This is a genomic window from Treponema putidum (genome assembly GCF_024401155.1).
Lineage (GTDB): Bacteria > Spirochaetota > Spirochaetia > Treponematales > Treponemataceae > Treponema_B > Treponema_B putidum.
This window is the reverse complement of the sequence record NZ_CP038804.1, coordinates 59,812-78,625: the sequence shown is the minus strand read 5'-3', so window position 1 is coordinate 78,625 and position 18,814 is coordinate 59,812. Positions and strand designations below refer to the sequence as shown.

Here is an 18,814-nt window from a genome sequence, read left to right as displayed (position 1 = left end):
TTTTGCTTAATTTAGTTTATTTTTTTTATAACGGTTAAGCCTCTCGGAACGGTTATAGTCGCCTGCAAGCTTTTTTGATTCCTTTCCTACGGATTTTATACGGGAAACAGCTGAAGGATGAGTTTTTCCAAAACCTCTGTGGTCATTCTTTTGTTTTTCACTCATCATTCTAAGCATTTCGGTCATAGCATTGGGATCATATCCGGCCTTTGCCATTAGGTTTACGGCAAAACGGTCAGCATCATATTCTTGACTTTTAGAATAACCTGAATTTACCAAGGTTGTTACGATTTCTTTTGAAGCATCTTCTAAGAATTTAAGGTCTGCTTTTTTTTCGACACCTACGGCCATTGTTGCCGAACTTTCTACAGCGGCAGCAGTAATTCTATTAGTCTTAATGGCTCCTATACCGTGCTTTAACTGAATGTGTCCAAGCTCATGGGCTATTACACCTGCAAGGGCATCTTCAGAATCCGTACAAGACAAGAGCCCCTTGGTAATCAGAATATGCCCGCCGGGCGTTGCAAAGGCGTTTATTTCGTCCGTATCCAATATCGCAACATGATAGCCGTTATAGGATTCAGGCACATCGGAATTCAAAACCAAGGTCATACAAATCAAGTTAAGATATTTTTCCAGCTGTTTATTTCTGTAAAGTTTATAGTTGCTTAATATTATAGAAGCTACTTCACGGCCTATATAATATTCCTCTTCATTTTGAATAGGTTTTGAGGCTTCTACAATCGGGGCTGCAGCATCAACAACATTTTTTGTAAAAGCAACAGGATCATTTAGACTTCCCAATAGGGCACAAGATAGAACCGTTACCGTTATTAAACTTATAATTAAAAATAATTCGAATTTCTTTTTCATTATTCACCGTCCTTCAATAAACCTTCCTTAATAAACAATTGCAAATCATTTTGGCTTATCTTTATAGCTTCAACGCTGTCAACTGCCTCATAATTTTTTTTACCTGATGCCGAAAATTCGGAACCCGAGCCTTCAGTCAAGCCCTTTCCTGCAAGAGCCAATTCCTTTGCTTCAGCCGAAGTTTTTTTATCAAAAGACCCTACTATTTTTTTCCTTGTAAGATTTGCCGTTGGAAGCCATCCTACAAGGTCAGGGTTTGAAACGGGAGAAACTTTCATCCACTTTCCTTTTTCTTCTAAAAGATATACTTGTTCCCCATACCTTACCATCATAACATTTTTAGCAAAAAAACCTGCATCCGATTTTATCCAAGTTTCTTTTATATTCACATACATTTTTTTAGAAGACTTTTCGGCTGTCAATATTCCAAAAACCGCAAAAAACATAAGCAAACATATTATAGTAGATTTTTTCATAAAACCTCCCTTTTAAAAATAATACCACAAAAAAAGCCTCTTGTCCAGTTTTCGCACTAAAAGTTTTAGTAAACGGATAAAAAACTTATAATTCGAATGATGTCAATTCGAATGATTGACTTTTTTCTTAAATAATAGTAGAATGAGTCTATGATATTTCCATTAGAAGAACTCATCGAGTTTGATGACAATATTTACGAGATTACATGCGCATCGACAAGAAGGGCCTATCAGCTGGCTAAAATCCAAGAGCCTAATGCCGAAAAAAGCGGAGATAAGGTTGTTTCGGCCGGAGCAAGGCAAATTTTTACCGGTGAAGTAAACTATCAGATAGAGCGTCACCCCGAATTCAACTAAAATTTCTGCTTCAAAAGTTTGCGTGGTTTCCGTATTGATTTTTTTCGGAGCGACGGCTTCGGGAAAGACAAGCTTAGCCTCCGAAATATTTTCTTATAAACATTCAAAGAATTTCTCAAAAGAAGGCGGAATTTCGGCTCTTTCAGCTTGTGCCGAAATTATAAGTGCCGACTCGGTTCAGGTGTATAAACACCTGCATATCGGCTCGGCTTCTCCTTCCAAAGAAGAATTGGAAGACCTTCCTCATCACTTGATCGCTATAAAAGAGCCTTCCGAAGAATTCTCTGCAGCCGATTTTGTAAAGTCGGCCGATAAACTTTGCCCCGAAATATATAATCGTGGAAAACTTCCTGTTTTAATGGGGGGTACGGCCTTTTTCTTAAAGAATTTTCTATACGGCCTTCCCGTTACGCCCACAGCCGACCCTAAAATCCGTGAGCATTTTCAAACGCGGGCAAAAGAAGAAGGAGCCGGCGTTCTTTTGGAAGAGCTAAAAAAAATAGACCCCCAGACGGCGGGAAGGCTCCATGTCCATGACGAATATAGAATAATAAGGGCTCACGAAGTTTTTGCCGCCTCAGGGAAGCCTTTAAGCTCTTTTACCCTCCCCGAAAACCCAAGAGAACAATACGAGTTTTTTATCTTAAGCATAGAAAGACCCCGCTCTCTCTTATACGAAAGAATCGAAAAGAGGGTCGATGCTATGTTTGAAGACGGCCTATATAATGAAGTAAAAAAACTTTATGAGATGGGATATACAAGCGAAAGCTCCGGACTTAAAGCCATAGGCTACAGGGAATTTTTCGATGAAAATAACCACTTAAAACCCGAATCGGACTTGGAGGAAGTCTCAGCCCTTATAAAAAGGAATACCAAGCACTACGCCAAGCGTCAAGAAACCTTTTTTAAAACAATCCCCGATGTTCACCGCTATTTTATAGAAGATAAGGCTGAAATATCAAGGCTTTATAAGGATATTTGCGGATTTTTCAAAGAGCATTCGTTGGGCAGTTTTTAACACATTCCATACACAAAATACACTCGGTTCCATTTTTTCTCTTCCTTGAATTGTCCGTTACATCAACATCCATCGGACACACTCGTTTGCATTTATCACAGGATACACATTTGTCCTTTTTACATTTTATTCTAACGAGAGAAAAATAGCTCATTGGCTTCAAAAATACTGTTATCGGACAAATGTATTTGCAAAATGCACGATTATCCTTAAAAGCAAAAGCAAGAGCAATTCCTAAGGAGTAATAAAGCACATTGCCGGCAATAAAAGCCCAAAACATAATGCGCTCTATATTCCCCGCTTTCGCAAGGAATAGTAGTGATACGAATATAAAAGATAAGATAAATACTATATACCTTATCCATTCTATTTTTTTTCTTGCTCCTCGAGGTGTTTTATATGGTAGGAAATCTAAGACCATTGCTGTCCAACAAGCATATCCACACCAGCCGCGCCCGAATATCAACGGGCCGAATATCTTAGCTACGGCATAATGAATCGTTGCCGCTTCAAATACCCCTGTAAAAAGATAATACCAAAATCCTTCAATCTGCATATTTTCATTACATAGCAGCCCTAGATAGATAAGCATATACAATCCCACAAGTAATTGAACAATATTCCTTGCATATTTGTACTTAACTGCCATTAGGAGAAGCCCCAGAGAAATTGATATACCTATATAGCTAAAGTTAATCAAGTAAAAAATATTATCCTTTGCCAACCACAACGTAACAGCTATTATCTCAAATGTAAAAAACATTATGGCCGGAAAGGTCAGCTTTCGTAATTGCTTCATTTTATTACCACCATAAATTTATAAGAATATTTACAGTTTAATCTTATATCCGAACTCATATAAGACAAAACCATCGTCAAACTTTTTTTCTTTCTCCTAATTATAGTATATTTTTAGGAGATTGTTAAGCATTTAGGCAGTTATCTCACTCATAGAGATTAAAAACTTAGGGAAAACTTATTGAGCGTCGCTTTCCTCACCTTCAGCCTCTTCTTTAGGAGGCGGCGTTTTATCTTTTTGAGGCTTAGATTTTTCCTTTTTTATTTTAAAACTTCTAGGCTTTTTCTTATAACTCATCACATAAAAAATAAAACTTAAGATAAGACCGCAAACAATGGTTACACCGATGACCGTAGGCGAAAGTAAAACATTTTTTATAACATAAAAAAAACCGGGCGAATTCATACTCTTTTATCGGAAAAACGTGTAAAAATTTTTAGAGGCTTCTCCTATTACTGCTTGTCAAGATGGGAGAGCTTTCTATCTCTGCTTGAACTTGTGCATTTTTTGTATATCTACTATTTTCTTACATAAAAAGTCGCTTTACCTTTTCCATACCGCTCAATATACCCCTCCTCTATTAATCGTTTAAGCATATTTTCAATTGTAGCCTTACCGACACTTGGGACTAATTCCGTCATCTCTTTTTTTGTAAATTTACCTATTTTTCTGTCTACTGCACCCCTTACCAATTCAAGAGTCGGCATCTTTTCATCTACATAATCTACTCGTTCCTCAAAATCAATATATGCAGCTAATATTGTTCTAAGAAGATATTTTATAAACGGTACCGGATTTTCTTTGTTTTCATGCCAACCAATCCCGCTTTTTTCTAAAGCTATATAGTAACTCTCTTTATTTTTTTCTATTTTGCTTTCCAGACTGATATATCTCCCAATGACATAACCTTGTCTGTATAGTAAAAGAGTGGTTAATAATCGGCTCATTCTCCCGTTCCCATCATTAAAAGGATGGATACAAAGAAAATCATGGATAAAAATTGGAATTAAAAGTAAGGCGTCCACCGCTTTTTTATCAAGGGCATTATTTAATTCAGCACAAATTTGCAAAACAGCTTCAGGAGTTTCATATGGGGATAAAGGCTTAAATCTTTCTACAACATTCCCAAATTCATCCTTTTCCACAATAGAGTTTTGTGTATTTTTATACCGGCCGCCAATTCCTTTTTCGCTATATTTATATAAATCTCGATGCAGTTGTAAAATGTAATTATGGTTTATGGAGATATATTCATAACTTTCATGAATCGTATTTAGCACATCCCTATAACCTAATATTTCTTCTTCATCTCTATTTTTAGGTGCCGTTTTTTGATTCATGAGCTCCTTTATCCTAACGGCTGTAGTAACAATCCCTTCTATTTTGTTGGAGTCTTCTACACTTTGAATTTTAGCAATTTCTACTAATTTATCCAAAACTGCGGGCTTGCGTTTCAAAAAAAGCTCCTGTTTTCCCTTATGCTCATGGATTTGTGTTAAAAGATTTATAATTTCAATATCCCATGTTTCTCTTTCGAAATTTTCATAATTAAATCTTCTCATTCGCCTACCTCTTTTTCTTTCGCCTAATTATAGCATATTTTTAGGAGATTGTTAAGCGTATTTTGAGGAAAAAGCCTTTTATTTGGGAAATAAAAATAAATTTGAAAAAAAGTTAAAAAAAACTTGACTTTTAATCAAAAGAGGCTTAGAATGTATGCATGGAATTTAAAGATGCATTAAAACCCGATTCTGTAGATTTAAAGGATGTTATCACTCCTGAAACCATAAATCTGCACTTAAAAGGGACTACAAAAGAAGCTATTATTGACGAGTTACTTGATACGCTTGTAAAAGCCGGAAAAGTAAAGGACAAGGTTGCTACCAAGGCTTGTGTTTTAGATAGGGAACGTAAGATGTCTACCGGTATGAAGCACGGAATAGCTATACCTCACGGAAAGACGGATTCTGTAAGCGATCTCGTAGCCTGCATAGGTATTGCAGATAATCCCGTAGACTTTGATTCTTTGGATCAAGAACCTGCCCGAATATTTATTATGACTCTTTCTCCTCTTGATAAAACAGGTCCTCACTTGCAGTTCCTTGCACAGATCAGCTTATTATTTAAAAGTGCAGAAAAAAGAGAAGAACTCTTACGTGCTGCAAATGAAAAAGCCGTCATAAAGCTTTTAATGGAAAGCGACGAAGAGTAACAGGTTAAAGAGCTTTAAAGAATGGCCTGTGCTGAGCTCTGCACAGGCCGTTATTTTTTGCTTAGCTTATTTTTTAGTCCATGAATCTCTATACCGGTTGACAAATTAACGAATTTATCACATATTATTAGCATGGCCGATAAAAAAGAGAGTTTTTTCCAAAAAATAATAGGTTTGTTTATATCCTCGGAGAGTCCTGAAGCCTTAAAAAGGCGCAAGCTAAAGGATATTGCAAAACAAATAGGAAAAACCAGATACAGTAAATGGTATAAATCAGGCTCTCAAGAAGTACTGCCTCAGGCAGCACAATTTTTTTACAATATATATAAGGTCGTAGGCCCTGCCCGTCCGCTTTTAGCAGGAGCGGCGTCCTCAAAAGTTCTAAAAAATGTTACCGTAGAAAATTCTCTTTCGGACAAACAAAAAAAACTTCTTGAACATCTTTCCGAAGAGTCAATCATAGAACAATCAAAAAGCTCAAATGCGGATGCCCTTGCCGAAAAGGTAAAAAATGAACTGAAAACCTTTATAGGGGAATTTGATTCCAATCAGACACAAAAAATAGATTTAATTTACCAGCATCTTGATGCCTTTATTCACTTTGTGCTTTTTGACTATTATTTTTTACTTAGAAAATTCGATTCCAACTTTATTGAAAATAATTTTAACTATACTCCCAATTTTCAGGCAATAAGAGGAGAATATATTGCCGAAGACTTAAAAGATTTTGCATCGGTTTTTTACCAACTAAGTATAGATACCGATTGGAACATTATCTTTGAGATAATAAAAACTTATAAAAACATTCAGCCGGTTCACCCAGGTCAATGGAAAAAACTGTTAGGGGTCTTAGGCGATCTTCGCCGTTCAAAAGCCCTCGAGTATATTATTCAGCATATTACTGAGGACATAATTTACACGGTTGAAACAACCCCTTTCACCGAAAAAGTAACCGATACCTATGTTTCGCAAATTAAAGCAAACACTCAAAATGTTATAAAAAAACTCATAGAGGAGCAGCGGTCTTCAAAGGTTGCAGTTTTAATAGCCAAAATATTCGGAGAGCAAGTCATTTCAGGAATGAAAAACTACACCATCGATGCAAACACGGCTTTTTTAAAAAGGGGCCTGTCCGGATATATTTATGCCGAAGAAATGAGCTATCTAAAATCTTTTTTAATAGAATATGTAAAGACGGATATTCGGGCACTGTGCGATCTTTTTTTAGTAAGAGGAAACTGGGGCGGCTTTGCAGGAACTACAGCCGACTTCTCAAACAGCTTTCATGCAATTATACAGGTTGCCTCAAAAACAGTGGAATTTGATGATAAACTTTCCGAAGTCTCGGATATAGGCGTAAAATTCAGAACCCTCCTTTCCAGAATGGAAAGAGAAAAGGAAGCCGGAAGACAAGCTGCAAAACTTTTAAACGATGTAAACGAAACCGCTCTAAAACTTATAAATATTTCATTAAAACATATAATAGTCATAGGCAACAACTTTAAGACAATCATAGCCGATTACGACAAGCCCCGCCGCGAATTGATACAAAACTGGAAAGAAATTGAACAGCATTCGGAAAGGCCCATAAGAGAATGGCTGGTCGAAGCCTACAAAAAAATCTACGACTTTATCATGTTAATGCAGCTTTTTATCAAAAAAGAATAAAAAAGCTCGAAAAACTTCAGCTTTTCGAGCTTTTTCTTAAGGTTATTTACCTTTTAAAAATTCGTTTTTTCATTATACCATAGTTGTAGGCTGCCCCGTAGCGTCCAGAGCATCACGCCACAATGAACTTTCAGGGTTTACATGCTTTCTTTCTGCGACAATTTGTTCAATCGGTAAGTGTACGAATTTATTGTTTACAAGACCGATTAGGGTTCTGGTTTTTCCTGCCATAGCAGCATGAACGGCATTGTTTCCTAAACGTTCACAATAAACCGAGTCTATTGGAGCTGCAATTGAAGAGCGAATCTGATAACTGGGGTCGATGTATTTTAAGTTTATGTGCATGCCTATCTTTTCAAAATAGTCGGTTATTTCTTTTTTTAAAAACAAGCCTATATCCGCAAGTTTTTTGTTTCCGGAGGCATCAGTGCCTTCTTCAATATTCATTAAATGCTGTCCGGCACCTTCGGCTGCAACAATTAGGGCGTAACCGTTTTCAATAAGCTTTTTTTCCAAAAGCTTTAAAAAGCCGTTTTCGCCTTTTAATTCAAAGCGGACTTCGGGAATAAGAACAAAGTGAGCTTCATGGCAGGCAATAGCCGTATGGGTTGCTATAAATCCTGATTCCCTTCCCATGAGTTTTACCAAACCTATACCGTTAATTTGAGAGCTGGCTTCCATATTGGCGGCAGCTACCGATTCGGTAGCCTTTGCAATGGCCGTATCAAAGCCGAAAGATTTTTGTATAAAGGAAAGATCATTATCTATAGTTTTAGGGATACCTATTACTGAAATCTTTAATTTACGTTTTTCAATCTCTTTTGAAACCTCAAGAGAGCCTTTTTGGGTTCCGTCTCCCCCGATAAAAAAGACCATATTGATATTCATCTGTTCAATTCCGTCTACTATTTCCGAAACTCTAGTTCCCCCTCCGCGGGAAGTGCCCAAGAAAGACCCGCCTGTCTTATGTATTCCGTTTACAACTTCAGGTGTCAACGTAACCGGAGAAAATCCGTATTCGGAGATAAATCCTTTATACCCGAATTTTATTCCGCTGATTCGGCGGACACCGTATCTCGTCCAAAGGCAGCGGACTATAGCCCTTATAACATCATTTATACCGGGACATAGCCCCCCGCATGTTGCGATTGCCGCATGCACATAATTGGGACTAAAATATATCTTTTGACGCGGCCCTGCCTTTTCAATGATATCGGAGTGGGTTAAAGGCTCTCCCGTTTCTCCCAAAGAAGCATATAAATTGTACCTTATAAATTCGGAATCCGTAACATAGTTTGCAATCAAATCTCCGTGTGTTTCGGAGAGCATAATCGGAGACTGTATTTTACATTCTCCTAATGAACTAATAGAAAAATCCGGTTTTTTCATAATAACCTCCTACTTTTTATTGAATTTTTCTCTTTAAAAGAAAAATTGTTTCTTGCGTTAATTTATCGCCCTCTTTTATATCCATTCTTTTAAACATACCTTGAGGAACCTCAAGAGCATAGCGTACGGAATAGGTACTTTCTATGGTTTCCAGACTGTAAGGCGTCATATCATAAATCTCCTTAATTATACCGGAGCTGTCAATAAAGGCTATTGAAAGAGGATGAGGAGTGTTTTTCATCCAAAATCGTAATTTAGTATCTTCTTTATATAAAAAAATCATTCCCGTACCTTCAGGAATTACCTTACGCTCCATAAATCCTTTTTGCTGCTGTAAAGGCGTAATTGCAAGCTCTACGGTTATTTTTTCGATATTTTTTTTAGCGGAATCACCGGTTTTTGTGTCTTCGGCAGTCTCTTCATTTGAGATTTTTTCTATAAAAATTTCTTCCGTTTCCATTTTAATTTGAGAAGAACATGAAAAAAAACAAAGCATAAAAAGTAAAATCAAGCCATTTTTAAAAATCATTTATAAATTCCTCCCTCAAAATATCACTATAGGCCTTATCGGTTTGACTTTTTTCCAAAAGCTCATTAAATACTTTTAAGTCAATATATTTTATTGCCAAAGGCCGCTCCAAAATCATTGAGACGGTTTCACTTTTCCAAATAGCTCTTTTAGGGTCTATACTTAAAGGTTCGCCGTATTTTAAAGTCAGAGCAGAATACATCGAATAATAATCTATTCTGTCCGTATCCATCTGAATAATTATGATATATAAATTTTCTTCATAAAATTGAAACCAAGCTCTTTTAATATTGCTTGAACCATTTGTTTCAATAAGACTGCGGTTTTTTCCGGGTAAAAGAGAAATATCTCTTTCTCCCCGATACCCGAATGTGGAATCTTTTAAAAGAGCTTCTTTAACGGCCTCCATATTCATTCCGAGGTTTATGTCTCTGTAACCGGCAGGAAGATCGGCAAATACGGGAGAATTTTCTTCCGCTTTTTCGGCCCCGGTATTTTTGGGCGTTTCTTGACCGGATTCGGCTTCTTCACAAAAAGTAAGACCTATAAGAATAAAAACCACACAAAAAAACAGCCTTTTCATAATCCGTTTCCGTTCTACCAATATCCGCCGCTTTTTGCACGGGCATTCATACGGGACTTTTCAATTTCCTGCATTTTCTTAAAGTAGGCAGCCTGTTTTGAAAGCTCCAACTCATCTGTTATGGAAATCTTTGATCCGTCACATCTTACTATGGGCTGCTTTAAAAATCTTGTAACGGCTTCGGATACTTCTTCTTTAGGGATGCCGCACATATTTGCCAACTCGACGGGACCGAAGTTAAAGGTGTGGTACTTGCCCTTTACAGGTTTAATCCTTAATTTTTCCAATTGAATTGCAAGCATATCGTACATTTTTTCGACATGATCTTTTATAAGGGTATTTGCAAGCTGTTTGTACATTGCCCAAATTCTATCCGCAAAGGTAGTCGTAAGACGGGCAATCAGTTGAGGCTGGGTAGAAACCATTTGATTAAAGTTTTGGCGGTTTACGGCTAAAAGCTGACAGCCCTCGTCGGTAACAATCGCACTGGCAGATCGGGGCTTATTTTCCAAAAGGGCCATTTCGCCGAACATATCTCCCTCTTTTAATACGGCTAACAAAACTTCGTTATTATCTAAAATCTTTGTTATTTTTACATGGCCTTTTTGAATAATATAGAGCTCGGTTCCGGATTGGCACTCGCAGAAAACCATGTGCTCCTTATCATAGATTCTTATCATCTGATTTGTAGGAGGTTCAAGCACTTCCATAGGAAGCTTTACACCCATTGCTTTGATAGCCATAACTCTTTTTTGAGCTGCATCGGCGAATTCTCCCTTAGGCTGAGCTTTCAAATAATGATAATATGCATAGAGGGCTAAATCAAACTTTGACATCCTCAGGTAATATTCGCCTATTGTAAAAAGGTGAGATATACTCGTTACAACATTCCTTTTTAAGGTAATGCGGGTTAAAGCCTCATCCAAATAACGCATTTTTTTTGAAAAAGAATAGATAATCTTCATTGCAACGGATGTATTCTTTTCTATTAGCTGGGGAAACTGATCATAGGGAACGGAAATCAAAAGGGCATCCGTTAAGGCAATAGCCGTTTCAATTTGATTATGACCCGACATACAGGAGACAACACCTAAAAAATCTCCCGGGCCGAGGACATTACCTCCTTCTTCAACAACAACCTCATCTTCTTTTGCAACCTGCACTTTTCCGCTTTGTATAATATAAAAATGATCGGTATCCGACTTTCCTTCTATAAGAATATATGAGCCTTTTTTAAAATTCAAAAATGACAGTTGTAACAAGTTTTAACCTCTTATATCTTTGTGCACTTAAAAATACACACAATATACACTTATAGTATATTTTGAAAAAGTCGAATTGTCAACCTACTTGCCTAAAATACTTATATAATTATTTTTTTCCGATTGTATTTTTATCCCTTTTTTGATAAAATAAACAAATGAGCACCTTTAAAAAAATTACGGATTTTATCGAATCCGAAACGGAAAATATTATAGAATTGGAGAGGCTTTTAAGCTCAATTCCCGCAATGGCACCGGAATCGGAGGGTGACGGTGAATTAAAAAAATGCGAAGCCCTGGAAAAATATCTAAAAGAAGCAGGGTTTAGCAATTTTGAAAGGCTTGATGCCCCTGATGAGCGGGTTTCATCAAAAATACGTCCGAATCTGATAGTTACAATTTCCGGTAAAAACGATAAGGAAAGGCTCTGGATTATGAGCCATCTGGACGTTGTTCCGCCTGGAGACTTATCTAAGTGGGAAAACGATCCTTGGACAGTAATCGAAAAGGACGGAAAACTTATAGGACGCGGGGTTGAAGACAACCAGCAGGGTCTTGTTTCTTCGGTTTTTGCAGCCTTGGCCTTTATCAAGTTGGGAATCACCCCCGAACACACTATCAAGCTTTTATTTGTTGCAGATGAAGAAGTCGGCTCTCAATACGGTATAATTTACCTCATTAATAAACACAATCTTTTTACAAAAGAAGATTTGATTCTTGTACCCGATGGAGGCGACCCTGAAGGAAAAACTATAGAAATAGCCGAAAAAACAAGCCTTTGGCTTAAGGTTATTACAAAGGGTGTTCAAACCCATGCTTCAATGCCGAACACGGGCAAAAATGCCTTTGTTGCAGCCTGCGACCTTGCCCTCCGCTTAAACGATTTGGAAAACCATTTTAATAAAAAAGACAATTTATTTTCGCCCGATTATTCAACCTTTCAGCCGACTAAAAAAGAAGCCAACGTACCGAATGTAAACACAATTCCGGGAGATGACATTTTTTATGTAGACTGCCGCATTCTTCCCACCTATGATGTAAACGAGGTTTTAAAAGAAATGCAAAAAAGAGCCTGCGAGGTTGAAAAAAAATACGGGGTCGGCATTAAACTGGAATATGACGAACCGGAGACCTCTCCTGCAACACCTAAAGATGCAAAAATTGTAAAGCTCCTTTCATCCGCACTAAAAAAGGTAAAAGGAATTGAATCATCGGTTATCGGTATAGGAGGAGGAACGGTCGCAGCATGTTTACGTTCTAAGGGCTTTAACGCGGTAGTTTGGAGCTCCCTTGATGAAAGCTGCCACCAGCCCAACGAATATGCTTTTATAAAAAATATCATAAGCGATGCAAAGGTTATGGCAGCCATGATGTTCGGCGTCGAAAATATTTAAAACTTTAAACATTAGATATGGATGAAAAAAACTGGAGGGAATTTTCGGCTAAGGAAACGGCGGATTTTAAGCAGCCCGTCTTAATTTCCTCCGCCTTTCAAAAACTGATAGAAGAAGCAGAGCCCGAAGACTCAAAGGCTCTCCGTCTGCAAGTTGAACCTTCAGCGGATGAAAAAACCGTATTTTCTTATGAAACCTCCGACCCTCTCGGAGAAAAAAAATACTGTATTACCCATTATCTTGTGCATCAATACGAAAACAGAGTACTTCTTATAACTACGGGGAAATGCCTTTCATATTGCCGCTATTGTTTTAGGCGGGGGCTTATAGCCCGATCTCAAGATTTTATCAGCGATAAAGAGCTAAAAACGGTTATAGACTATATAGAAAAGAACCCGTGCATTACCGAAATTCTTGTTTCAGGGGGCGATCCTTTAAGCGGAGGTTTTGAAAAACTTAAAAATGTTTTAGAAAACCTGAGGGCGATAAAGGATGACCTTTTAATAAGGCTTTGTACACGAGCCCCTATCTTTGCTCCCGAGCTTTTTACTAAAGAACTTTTGCACCTGCTAAAAAAAACAAAACCGCTATGGCTGATTCCCCACATAAACCATCCTGCAGAGCTCGGAAAGGAGCAAAGAAGAGCCTTAAAGGCCTGTATTGAGGCAGGTATACCCATTCAAAGCCAGACTGTTCTTCTAAAAGGTGTAAATGATGATGAAAACACTCTGATTAAACTTTTTCATAGCCTTGCCTGTATGGGCATAAAACCCGGCTATCTTTTTCAATTAGATCCGGCAGCCGGAACCTCTCACTTCCGTGTTCCCTTAAAAAAAGCCCTAAAACTTTGGGAAAAAGTAGAACCGAAACTTTCGGGACTATCCCGTCCTCAATTTGCTGCAGACCTGCCTGAAGGGGGAGGAAAATTTTCTCTTTCGGCATTGATTTATTCTAAAAAAATAATCGAGCAAAAAGAAGATTCAAGTTTTAGAGCCCTTGGTATGGACGGTATTATACATAAGTATACATATTAATGTATACAAAAGTATACAATATCTTGTTAAGAATTAGAACACGCAATTTAAAATATCTATAGGCTTTAATAACTCTATTATTATCTTATAAAAATAAATAAACATAGATAAAATAATCAATTCTTCTTACAAATTTTACAAAAAAGAAGCATATTTTAGCACGGTTTTTGCTTAAAAGATTATGAGGTATAAACTATGACAGAAAATTTGCTTTTACACTACATACATGATACTAAAAAATATCCTCTCCTATCAGCCCAAGAAGAAGCAGAATTAGCCGATGAAGTAAAAAAAGGTAATAAAAAGGCAATAGAGACTCTTATTACATCAAACTTGAGGCTTGTAATAAAAATGGCAAAAAAGTTCAGTTCAAATGAAAACCAAATTTTGGAGCTCATTCAAGAAGGCAATATGGGGCTTATGAAGGCAGCCTCTAAATTTTCAAAATCGTTTAAGGTTCGTTTTTCAAGTTATGCAGCTTGGTGGATAAAACAATCTTTTATAAGATACTTAAATTCGTCCGACAAAGTTATAAAAATCCCTGTAAGAAAAGAAGCTTTAATCAGGCAAGTACACCAAGAAGAAGAAAAGTATAGAATCAAATACGGAATTTCACCTTCTTATAGGCAGCTTGCAGAAATACTAAAAGAAAAAGTAGATGTTATCGCTCAGATAAAGGCCTTCAATTATACGGATATATGTAGTTTAGATGACCCGATTGATAATGAAAGTTCAACAAACCTATATGATTTTATTCCATGTAATACCTATAATCCTGAAGAAGAATTTATAGATAATGAATTCAAACAAAAATTAAATAAGTGTTTGGAAATTCTTAATGACCGTGAAAAAGATGTTTTAAAACACAGATACGGTCTTGACGGTACTATGACCTCGACCACTTTTGCAGTCTTAGGAAAAAAACATTCAATTTCTGCAGAATCCATCCGCCAAACCCAACTGCGGGCTTTAAAAAAACTAAGAGCTGATACAAATAAGATAAAAGCTATGGTTTTAGTTTAAGAGCTTTTATTTTTTTTACAAATCTTGTAATATAATTTATATTCTTTTGTTTGCAGAGGTAAGTCTATGAAAAAATTAAAGACTTTTTTTGCGGCATTTCGGTTTATTTTTAAACAAAGTCCATTGTCTACTTTTTTTCTTGTATGTTTAACCTTACTTGAAGGTGCAGTACCCGCCGTTTTGGCATTAATTATGAGAAATTTAGTCGATGCAGTAACAGGCGGAATATCTGGCGGGGTAGATTTTTTTGCAAAATTAATTGCAATGTGGATGGCTGCAATGGTAATACAGCAGGCTATTTCGACATTTTTGCGCCTTTCGATAGATACCTATAATGTAAAAACTTCTTACAGGATAGGTAAAAAAATAATTGAAAAAAGGCTTCAATTTGCCGGGGTAGCTGTTTTTGAAGAGCTTAAATTTCAAACAATATATGAGCGCATTTCGGATTCTCAATACCGGATTGAAAATTTTGTAAATAATTTTAGATATTGGTTTAAAAGTATTGTGGAATTTGTATCGATATTTATTTTATTTTTAAATTTTGAATTCTGGATTCCGCTTGCAATATTTATTTCAATCATTCCCGGTATTTTTGCGGCAAAAAAAATTGCAAAAATTCAAGTTGAACAGGAAGATACTATCCATGATATTGAACGTGAAGCAGGTTACTATCGAAACATTTTGATTGCCCCGTCTACGGCACGAGAAATCAAGTTATTTGATTTTGGAAACTTATTCTACTCAAAATTTAAAGCAAAATCAAAAGAACTTATTTTAAAAAATTCCAAATTTAGAGGAAAAATTGCCGCTATTGATTTTGCCGGAACAGGTGTAAGAATAATTGCGGTTGCTGTTATCATGTTCATTCTTTCTCAAAAAGCATCTGATGGAACTTTAAGCCCAGGACTTTTGGCAATGTTTCTTCAGTCTGTTTTTGCTTTTTCCTCAGCTATGCTTACAATTATAGAATTTTGGGCTTATCAAGATTCGGCAATTGCATTTTTTGATAGGCTTTTTACCTTTTTCGATATGAAAGACAAACTTGTACTGAGTAAAAATCCGAAAGTTTTTGCCGGAAAAATAGAGTCGATAGAATTTAAAAATGTAAGTTTTTCTTATAATTCTAAAGATTTTGTTTTAAAGAAGGTTTCTTTTAAATTAAACTCTGACGATATTACCGCCATCGTCGGTGAAAACGGTGCCGGAAAAACTACAATCATTAAACTGATAGCCCGTTTTTACGACCCTAATGAAGGTTCTATTTTAGTAAACGGAGTAGACCTAAAAGATTTTGATTTAAATGAATATCAAAAAGCAATATCAGCCGTATTTCAAGATTATGTTAAGTACCATATATCTGCCGCTGAAAATATTTTGCTAAAAGGTGACTTAGATAAAAATAAAGACCTTATTAATCAAGCCGGCTTAGATTTTATTGATTCTTTTCCCGATAAAGAGAAAACTCTTGTCGGAACTTTTTTTGGAGGCCTTGAGCTTTCAGGAGGCCAATGGCAAAGGCTTGCAATTGCACGCGGCTTAAATAAGCCCCACTCTCTTTTATTGGTTGATGAACCTACAGCGGCCATAGACCCGATACAAGAAAGAGACCTTTATGAAACTCTTCTTTCTAAAAAAGAAATGACAATTTTAGTAACTCACAGACTCGGCAGTATACGCAAAGCTAACCGTATTTTAGTATTAAAGGAAGGCTCTTTAGTTGGCCAGGGGGCGCACAAGGACTTGATGAATACCTGTCCTTATTACAATGAACTTTATTCAAGTCAAGCAGAAATGTATATTAACTCTTAAATTAAAAATAAGAACAGTTATCATTCTGACATCACAAATCTTTTATTCCTTCTTACCGGATTTTTTTGATTTTTTTTGTAAAATATGATACAATTAAATATGAGGTATAAACAATGAACGTAGAACTTTTAGCTCCGGCAGGGAATACCGAGGCCCTTGATGCTGCCGTAAACGAAGGAGCAGATGCCGTATATTTAGGCTTAAAAACTTTTAATGCGCGTATGCGTTCCTCCAATTTTGCATGGAACCAATTTGAAGCAGCCGTAGACAGTCTTCACAAGCGGAATAAAAAGGTCTATGTTACCGTTAATACGGTTTTAACCGAAGAAGAAACCGAAAAGATGTACCGCTTTTTAAAATACCTTGCTTCCGTTTCTCCTGACGGAATCATTGTCCAAGATTTAGGTATAGTCCAAATGGCTAAAACCTATTTTCCGGGATTGAGGCTCCACGCTTCAACCCAGATGAATATAGCCTCGGCCAAGGCTGCAAATGCTTTAAGCCGGTTCGGAATATCAAGGGTCGTTTTAGCCAGAGAGCTTTCACTAAAAGAAATTGAAGCGGTCAACTTAAACACCTCCTGCGAGCTTGAGGTTTTTGTGCACGGAGCTCTCTGCGTCTGCCAATCGGGGCTTTGTATGTTTTCTTCATACCTCGGAGGAAAATCGGCAAACCGCGGAATGTGTGCCCAAGCCTGCCGAAGACTGTACACAGCCCACACACCTCAAGGGGATAAGGACGGCTATTATTTTTCACCCCATGACTTGCAGCTCATCGATTATGTTCCCGACCTTATAAGAGCAGGGGTCTCCTCTTTTAAAATTGAAGGAAGAATGAAGAGTGCGGAATATGTAGGGACGGTAGTTTCAGCCTACCGCCATGTAATCGATAACTGGGAAAAGAATAAAAAAGAAGCCGTCGAAACAGGCCGCCGCATTTTAGCCGGAGACTTTGCCCGAAAAAAGACGAGTTTTTTATTTGTTTCTTCAAAGGCTGAGGAAATATTAAGCCCGAATCAGGCAGGGGGCACGGGTATTTTTTTAGGAACTATAGACAAAACTGCCCAATTTAAGATTAAAGAAGTTGAAGGAAAAACAAAAGAAGACCCAATGAGAAAGGTTCACTATGTGCTTTTAAAGGGCGGCTCCTATACTCCCGATTTCGGAGATTCGATTCGGCTCCATACAAAGGATGACCGCGGAAGAGAGAGTTGGAAAATTCAAGATATCCGAGTTGAAAAATCGGCCGCACAAAAAGCAGGTTCAGCTGAAAAAGTATGGATTCAAGTTCCTGCCGATTTCGGCATAGGAGACAGCGTTTACCTTTTGCAGACTAAAAGCATGAGCAAGCGTTATCCTCCGGTGCTTCCCAAAACTCTAAGCCCATTTAGAAAAAGGCCCGGCGATGACAAACTTCCCGAGCTTAAGCTCTATCCCGAAGGAAATCCGGCCGGGAACATTGAGGAGAATACAAAAGCCTCTGCCAAAACAGGAGTCAAAAAAAGACATGAGGATAAGCGGAGCAAGAATATTTTGACTAAATCCAATATAGATATTTTCCCGGACGGTTTCTATGTTCAAGTGTCCTCCGTAAACAGCCTCCACACAATTCTTTCCGATAAACCTGTGCGGGTAATTATAAACCTAAACGAGGATACAAAGGATGCCTTAGCCGGTACTCAAAAAAACGGCAAACCTCTTCCTTTCTCAAAGCGGGAAATCTTTATTTCCCTCGATCCTTTTATGGGGCAGGCAGAAAGCGATGAGCTTGAACTATATCTTTTCGGCCTCATAGAAAAAGGATATACTCAATTTGTAATAAACAATCCTGCTCATATTACAATGCTGAAAAATAAAAATTTAAACCTTGTTGCCGGCCCCTATCTTTACAGCTTTAACCGATGGGCGGTAAAATGGCTTCAAGAAAATAATATTTTAAAGTTTATATCTCCCATCGAAAACTCTCAAAAAAATCTTGAAGAGGTTTACACTCCCGGCATGAGAAAACAGGTACTGATTCCCGTTTTTGCCTATCCTGCCCTATTTAGGATGAGATTTACGCTCCCTAAAACTTATGATTTCTTATATTTTTCCGATAAACAAGGAGAGGCGTTTAAAACTTTTTCAACACCGTCGGCTTCATTTGTTCTGCCGGAAAAACCGTTTTCGATAACCGACCGCATTGGAGCTCTCGAAAAAAAAGGATTCGATAAATTCCTTCTTGATTTTTCTCACACGGAAATAGAGCGTAGTGAGTACAGATACATTGTAAGTTCATGCAGAAATGGAAGCTTCATAGAAGATACTTCACGGTTTAACTGGAAAGAAGGCTTTTATGACCCTGTAAAGATTGAAGCAAGAAAACAAAAGTAATATTTCAAAAAAT

Annotated in this window: 18 protein-coding genes; 9 read left to right on the top strand and 9 right to left on the bottom strand. The window is 37.2% G+C overall.

The annotated features are described in order from the left end of the window. Positions 1-6: 6 nt before the first annotated feature. Together E4N74_RS00355 and E4N74_RS00350 are read right to left on the bottom strand one after the other, a co-directional pair. Positions 7-873: a M48 family metalloprotease gene (locus tag E4N74_RS00355; protein WP_255818216.1), complete on the bottom strand. Its 867-nt coding sequence runs from the start codon at positions 871-873 to the stop codon at positions 7-9. Continuing rightward, positions 873-1,349, bottom strand: coding sequence for a hypothetical protein (locus E4N74_RS00350; RefSeq protein ID WP_044978562.1), 477 nt, complete (start codon positions 1,347-1,349; stop codon positions 873-875). Before E4N74_RS00350 ends, E4N74_RS00355 begins: the two co-directional genes overlap by 1 nt. Before the next feature lie 150 nt (positions 1,350-1,499). On the opposite strand from E4N74_RS00350, the gene E4N74_RS00345 reads away from it, so the two are divergent. Continuing rightward, positions 1,500-1,706, top strand: a complete 207-nt coding sequence (locus E4N74_RS00345) for a DNA-directed RNA polymerase subunit omega (RefSeq protein WP_255805762.1) — start codon at positions 1,500-1,502, stop codon at positions 1,704-1,706. 22 nt (positions 1,707-1,728) lie between these two features. After that, positions 1,729-2,724 (top strand): tRNA (adenosine(37)-N6)-dimethylallyltransferase MiaA, encoded by a 996-nt coding sequence (gene miaA / locus E4N74_RS00340; protein WP_338113371.1) that lies wholly within the window; start codon positions 1,729-1,731, stop codon positions 2,722-2,724. Here miaA and E4N74_RS00335 read toward each other — a convergent pair. From E4N74_RS00335 to E4N74_RS00325, 3 genes are all read right to left on the bottom strand, one after another. Then, complete coding sequence (locus tag E4N74_RS00335; protein WP_255818211.1) at positions 2,696-3,523, bottom strand: 4Fe-4S binding protein; 828 nt, start codon at positions 3,521-3,523, stop codon at positions 2,696-2,698. The two genes, miaA and E4N74_RS00335, sit on opposite strands and share 29 nt — an antisense overlap. 177 nt (positions 3,524-3,700) lie before the next feature. Next, on the bottom strand, positions 3,701-3,928 hold the full coding sequence (locus E4N74_RS00330) for an OadG family protein (RefSeq protein WP_255818209.1): 228 nt from the start codon (positions 3,926-3,928) through the stop codon (positions 3,701-3,703). Between the two features lie 113 nt (positions 3,929-4,041). Further along, positions 4,042-5,085: a Fic family protein gene (locus E4N74_RS00325; RefSeq protein ID WP_255818208.1), complete on the bottom strand. Its 1,044-nt coding sequence runs from the start codon at positions 5,083-5,085 to the stop codon at positions 4,042-4,044. 158 nt (positions 5,086-5,243) lie between these two features. Between E4N74_RS00325 and E4N74_RS00320 the strand changes: the two genes are divergently transcribed. Beyond that, positions 5,244-5,735, top strand: a complete 492-nt coding sequence (locus E4N74_RS00320; protein WP_044978558.1) for a PTS sugar transporter subunit IIA — start codon at positions 5,244-5,246, stop codon at positions 5,733-5,735. Positions 5,736-5,915: 180 nt separating this feature from the next. Continuing rightward, positions 5,916-7,403 (top strand): DUF5312 family protein, encoded by a 1,488-nt coding sequence (locus E4N74_RS00315; protein WP_338113400.1) that lies wholly within the window; start codon positions 5,916-5,918, stop codon positions 7,401-7,403. Between the two features lie 72 nt (positions 7,404-7,475). On the opposite strand, the gene E4N74_RS00310 is transcribed toward E4N74_RS00315, so the two are convergent. Genes E4N74_RS00310 through E4N74_RS00295 form a run of 4 tightly spaced genes read right to left on the bottom strand, consistent with a single transcriptional unit; the run spans position 7,476 to position 11,166 of the window. Continuing rightward, positions 7,476-8,792, bottom strand: a complete 1,317-nt coding sequence (locus E4N74_RS00310; RefSeq protein WP_255818204.1) for an ATP-dependent 6-phosphofructokinase — start codon at positions 8,790-8,792, stop codon at positions 7,476-7,478. Between the two features lie 16 nt (positions 8,793-8,808). Then, on the bottom strand, positions 8,809-9,321 hold the full coding sequence (locus E4N74_RS00305) for a DUF192 domain-containing protein (protein ID WP_255818203.1): 513 nt from the start codon (positions 9,319-9,321) through the stop codon (positions 8,809-8,811). Then, positions 9,311-9,904 (bottom strand): hypothetical protein, encoded by a 594-nt coding sequence (locus E4N74_RS00300; RefSeq protein ID WP_255818201.1) that lies wholly within the window; start codon positions 9,902-9,904, stop codon positions 9,311-9,313. Before E4N74_RS00300 ends, E4N74_RS00305 begins: the two co-directional genes overlap by 11 nt. A 14-nt stretch (positions 9,905-9,918) precedes the next feature. After that, on the bottom strand, positions 9,919-11,166 hold the full coding sequence (locus E4N74_RS00295; protein WP_044978553.1) for a Crp/Fnr family transcriptional regulator: 1,248 nt from the start codon (positions 11,164-11,166) through the stop codon (positions 9,919-9,921). 158 nt (positions 11,167-11,324) lie between these two features. Here E4N74_RS00295 and E4N74_RS00290 point away from each other — a divergent pair, with 158 nt between their 5' ends. The 5 genes from E4N74_RS00290 to E4N74_RS00270 all read left to right on the top strand — a co-directional run bounded on the left by E4N74_RS00290 (position 11,325) and on the right by E4N74_RS00270 (position 18,801). Next, entirely contained in the window at positions 11,325-12,560 is a 1,236-nt protein-coding gene (locus tag E4N74_RS00290; RefSeq protein ID WP_255805746.1) for a M20 family metallo-hydrolase, read from the top strand. Between the two features lie 17 nt (positions 12,561-12,577). Beyond that, entirely contained in the window at positions 12,578-13,594 is a 1,017-nt protein-coding gene (locus E4N74_RS00285; protein WP_255818200.1) for a KamA family radical SAM protein, read from the top strand. A 195-nt stretch (positions 13,595-13,789) separates the two neighbouring features. Beyond that, on the top strand, positions 13,790-14,617 hold the full coding sequence (locus E4N74_RS00280; protein WP_255818199.1) for a sigma-70 family RNA polymerase sigma factor: 828 nt from the start codon (positions 13,790-13,792) through the stop codon (positions 14,615-14,617). A gap of 66 nt (positions 14,618-14,683) precedes the next feature. Then, positions 14,684-16,429, top strand: coding sequence for an ABC transporter ATP-binding protein (locus E4N74_RS00275; protein ID WP_255818198.1), 1,746 nt, complete (start codon positions 14,684-14,686; stop codon positions 16,427-16,429). A 113-nt stretch (positions 16,430-16,542) separates the two neighbouring features. Then, complete coding sequence (locus E4N74_RS00270; RefSeq protein ID WP_044978548.1) at positions 16,543-18,801, top strand: peptidase U32 family protein; 2,259 nt, start codon at positions 16,543-16,545, stop codon at positions 18,799-18,801. Positions 18,802-18,814 lie beyond the last annotated feature (13 nt).

What these genes read in the sequence shown, in the direction of transcription:
- E4N74_RS00280 (WP_255818199.1), top strand. Translation starts at nt 13,790, where the DNA reads ATGACAGAAAATTTGCTTTTACACTACATACATGATACTAAAAAATAT.
- E4N74_RS00355 (WP_255818216.1), bottom strand. Translation starts at nt 873, where the DNA reads ATGAAAAAGAAATTCGAATTATTTTTAATTATAAGTTTAATAACGGTA.
- E4N74_RS00300 (WP_255818201.1), bottom strand. Translation starts at nt 9,904, where the DNA reads ATGAAAAGGCTGTTTTTTTGTGTGGTTTTTATTCTTATAGGTCTTACT.
- E4N74_RS00275 (WP_255818198.1), top strand. Translation starts at nt 14,684, where the DNA reads ATGAAAAAATTAAAGACTTTTTTTGCGGCATTTCGGTTTATTTTTAAA.
- E4N74_RS00345 (WP_255805762.1), top strand. Translation starts at nt 1,500, where the DNA reads ATGATATTTCCATTAGAAGAACTCATCGAGTTTGATGACAATATTTAC.
- E4N74_RS00350 (WP_044978562.1), bottom strand. Translation starts at nt 1,349, where the DNA reads ATGAAAAAATCTACTATAATATGTTTGCTTATGTTTTTTGCGGTTTTT.
- E4N74_RS00270 (WP_044978548.1), top strand. Translation starts at nt 16,543, where the DNA reads ATGAACGTAGAACTTTTAGCTCCGGCAGGGAATACCGAGGCCCTTGAT.
- E4N74_RS00320 (WP_044978558.1), top strand. Translation starts at nt 5,244, where the DNA reads ATGGAATTTAAAGATGCATTAAAACCCGATTCTGTAGATTTAAAGGAT.
- E4N74_RS00290 (WP_255805746.1), top strand. Translation starts at nt 11,325, where the DNA reads ATGAGCACCTTTAAAAAAATTACGGATTTTATCGAATCCGAAACGGAA.
- E4N74_RS00325 (WP_255818208.1), bottom strand. Translation starts at nt 5,085, where the DNA reads ATGAGAAGATTTAATTATGAAAATTTCGAAAGAGAAACATGGGATATT.
- E4N74_RS00285 (WP_255818200.1), top strand. Translation starts at nt 12,578, where the DNA reads ATGGATGAAAAAAACTGGAGGGAATTTTCGGCTAAGGAAACGGCGGAT.
- E4N74_RS00330 (WP_255818209.1), bottom strand. Translation starts at nt 3,928, where the DNA reads ATGAATTCGCCCGGTTTTTTTTATGTTATAAAAAATGTTTTACTTTCG.
- E4N74_RS00310 (WP_255818204.1), bottom strand. Translation starts at nt 8,792, where the DNA reads ATGAAAAAACCGGATTTTTCTATTAGTTCATTAGGAGAATGTAAAATA.
- E4N74_RS00335 (WP_255818211.1), bottom strand. Translation starts at nt 3,523, where the DNA reads ATGAAGCAATTACGAAAGCTGACCTTTCCGGCCATAATGTTTTTTACA.
- E4N74_RS00305 (WP_255818203.1), bottom strand. Translation starts at nt 9,321, where the DNA reads ATGATTTTTAAAAATGGCTTGATTTTACTTTTTATGCTTTGTTTTTTT.